Here is a 3,627-nt window from a genome sequence, read left to right on the forward strand (position 1 = left end):
TACAAGATCTATGCCATGCGCGCCGATGGAGCTGACGAACAATTATTTGCTGCAATTTCAGTTAGGTGGGCGAAAAAACTGAATCGGGGAGGAAGAACGCGTGTCGCGAAGCCGACAAAGGTGACGATGTCGTAAGTTGATTGTCATCAACCCTATCCCAACCGAAAAACGCTGTTGGCTAGTCCTGGTGAGATCATGGATGATGATCAAGCGCCACGCCGAGGGATCCCGTGCACCAGGAAGGGGTAAGTGCCGTGCTGTTCCGCCCCGGTCAAAAATACTCCGGCCTCATCCTTGCAGGGATGACGTCCTTAGGCAGTGGTGTAGCTAGATTGCGCTGGTCATCAGTGTTTTCCGGTAGGGTTGGAAGATGATGAAGGCATCGCAGTTTTTGGAGGCGCAGAAGGCGTTCATCTTGAAGCAGGGTGATGAAGGTGTGTCGGTTGCTGAGATCTGCTGGAAAACGAGGATCAGCCAGGCTACTTACTTCAACTGGAAGAAATAGTACGCTGGCATGTTGCCGGCGGTTCCCGAAGACTTTCCTACCATCTTTCGATGTTCCTGCAGTGCTGGTTCACACCTGTTGAAGCCTTTGTAACGGAGCCGTCCTTTGTTGGCGTCGCACCGATGTCTTCCATGATTTTTTCCAACCGCTCGCCGACCTGATTTGCAAGCGTTCGACTGAGACGGCGCTTCCATCCTGACATATAGCAACCCGAAGGACGTGGATTTCAAAGGAGGCACTCGAAGCTGCCCGTCTTCAGTCCAAGCCCTTACTTGAGTGCGGCGATCAATGTCGATTGCAGCAAGACGTCACTCCACTAGCGGGCGCCAATGACGATCGCAGGAAGGATTGGCTTCTCCGGAGGCAAGGGTCGTCCATTCCTTCACCACGTCAGACCTGTACYCCATCGCACAAACTGCTAGAAAGAGCGCCCGCGGAAATTGGAGAAATCGTCGGCTACCGGACGCGGACGGTAGCGGTGGAACTAGAAAACCGTTTGTTTTCCGGCCGCCAGAAGGAAGCTCAAAGACATGAACATGGCCTCGAAGATTGCGAAATCCCCTGTTTTCCCATCCATTGGCGCCCTGCTTGCAGAGGCTCGTCAGGCTCGCGGCTATTCTTTGGACGACCTCGCAGAAACCACTGGTCTGACTGTGGCCGAGCTGACAGCTCTTGAGAGCGACGAGGATTTTGATGCTTCAAGGATAGGAAGGACCGCGGCCGCTCTAGGAGTTTTAGACAAAATTTGAAACACGCGTCGCGCTGAAGTCGTTACGCAGCTGCCATAAGGAGGGTGCCTGCCGATGGTGGAAACCCGGCCACGCGATCATCGCAGCACGGTGATCAACGAGCGATCTCACCGCATTTATTCCTCCACCAATCGCAACACTGGCGACGCGCCATATACGCGGTACGTCTTGAGGTCGACTTGAACCATCGGGCCACGCGGCGTGTGCATGGTGAGGGTGCTGATATCGACGTCAATACCGGATTTGTGTACGTCGCGGATTGCGTCATTCATTTGTTGAAGCGCTGTACCGAGTCTTTCCTCAGCATGCTTCTGTCTCGTGAGGTAAGGTGTCATGGTTGACCTGATTGTTTGCTGCTTGTGTCGCTTATGCGTTTATTCGGGATGGCGCTACATATAGATAGGCGTTTCGGGCATACCATCGAGCATGCTCCTCTTTAGTCTAGGAATGGTGGCCCGTCGCCAAGTAACTGCTATGGCATTTCGGCCTTTTTGACTTTCGGATTATTCCGTCCAAAGGGCGGGAGGCGGGACGAAAATATGCCTCCCGATCGTTGGGAGAGCTCCGTTATGGCTCCAGCACCAGCGCATCCCATTTGGCATTGACAGTTCTTCGCTCTCGACATGGCTTTAAGCTTGTTGCGCCACATAGAACGCCATGCTGAAGTTTTTATTTCGTCCAGTCGGCGCCATTTCAAAATCAGATTCCACGATTGAAAGAAATATTGGCATCATGTCATTATCTAAAGTTCATAAAATCGATAGACTAAGACAACAAACAAAGGTGTCGCCGGCATGAAAATTCTGGGTCTTGCGGGAAACGTAAAACGACCATCGCGAACTGCCTCTCTAGTGGAAGCAACCGTGTCGGCAGCCACAGCGAAGCTAGGTCTCGACGGGCGAACTATAGAACTGGTTGACGCTGCCCCCATTCTCTTCAAGGCGCTTCGATCCGATCGGCTGGATGCGGAGGGGCGGGCGATCATCGACGCAGTCGAGGCGGCTGATGTGCTGGTTGTCGGGTCGCCGGTCTACCGGGCGTCGTATACAGGCGCCCTCAAGCATCTTTTCGATCTTGTCGACTACCGCGCACTTGCCGGAAAGCGGGTCATTCTCGCTGCCACAGGCGGCACACCGTTGCACGGCTTGATGACTGAACATCAGCTGCGCCCGCTGTTCGGCTTCTTCAACGCCCTGACGCTGCCGACGTCGATCTACGCCACTGAAACCGATTTTGCGGATTATGAGATCACCAGTCCAGTGGTTCGCGAGCGCATCGAGCGCGCCGTTTCAGAACTGGCGCAGGTCCTGCCGGTCTCCGATCACACCGCTGCCGCTCGCGCTCATGGAAACCGTCCAGCGCTCGTCGCCGCGTCAGCCTAGCCGTTCCAAGAGGGAGTGTATCATGTCCTATGCCAGCAGAGAGCCGGTCAAATTCGCCTACTGGGTCCCCAATGTTTCGGGGGGCCTCGTCATTTCCAACATCGAGCAGCGTACGAGCTGGACAATCGACTACAACAGAAAACTGGCGCAGATCGCCGAAGCCAGCGGTTTCGATTATGCGCTGAGCCAGATCCGATTCACGGCCGGCTATGGCGCCGAATTCCAGCATGAATCTGTTTCCTTCAGCCATGCGCTGCTGGAATCGACGACGACACTGAAGGTGATCGCTGCAATCCTGCCCGGACCATGGAACCCAACACTGGCGGCCAAGCAGATTGCGACGATCAATCACCTCACCAATGGCCGTGTCGCCGTCAATGTCGTCAGTGGCTGGTTCCGCGGCGAGTTCCACGCGATTGGCGAACACTGGCTGGACCATGACGAGCGCTACCGCCGATCGGAGGAATTCATCCGCGCACTGCGCGGTATCTGGACCGAAGACAATTTTACGTTCCACGGCGATTTCTATCGCTTCAACAATTATTCGCTGAAGCCAAAGCCGATCGATCCGCAGCCGGAAATCTTCCAGGGCGGCTCTTCTCGCGCTGCGCGCGACATGGCATCGCGTGTTTCCGACTGGTATTTTACCAACGGCAACACGCCAGAGGAAATCAGCAAGCAGGTCGCCGATATTCAAGGTAAGGCAAAAGCCAACGGCCACTCGGTGCGCGTCGGCGTCAATGCCTTCGCAATCGTGCGCGAGACTGAAGAGGAAGCCCGCGCCGTTCTGGCCGAGATCATCGAAAAGGCGAATCCCGAGGCCGTCAAGGCTTTCGGCCATGAAGCGAAAAATGCCGGAAAATCCTCGCCGGAAGGTGAGGGGAACTGGGCGAAATCCTCTTTCGAGGATCTGGTTCAGTACAATGATGGTTTCCGCTCCAATCTCATCGGCACACCCCGCCAGGTCGCCGAGCGAGTTGTCGGCCTGAAG

General features: G+C 55.3%; 3 protein-coding genes and 1 pseudogene. All 4 read left to right on the forward strand.

The window, feature by feature from the left end; genetic code table 11:
• Positions 1-373: 373 nt before the first annotated feature.
• A pseudogene (locus AC1D1Z_RS35150) lies at positions 374-502 on the forward strand (transposase); the annotation flags it as partial.
• 533 nt (positions 503-1,035) lie between these two features.
• Positions 1,036-1,254, forward strand: a complete 219-nt coding sequence (locus tag AC1D1Z_RS35155; protein ID WP_065277596.1) for a helix-turn-helix domain-containing protein — start codon at positions 1,036-1,038, stop codon at positions 1,252-1,254.
• Between the two features lie 794 nt (positions 1,255-2,048).
• On the forward strand, positions 2,049-2,636 hold the full coding sequence (msuE, locus tag AC1D1Z_RS35160) for an FMN reductase (protein WP_065277594.1): 588 nt from the start codon (positions 2,049-2,051) through the stop codon (positions 2,634-2,636).
• A 22-nt stretch (positions 2,637-2,658) separates the two neighbouring features.
• Positions 2,659-3,627, forward strand: a 969-nt coding sequence (gene sfnG, locus AC1D1Z_RS35165; RefSeq protein WP_477853399.1) for a dimethylsulfone monooxygenase SfnG, incomplete at its 3' end; no start/stop codon positions are given.

It is taken from the genome of Rhizobium sp. P1_E1 (assembly GCF_056406015.1).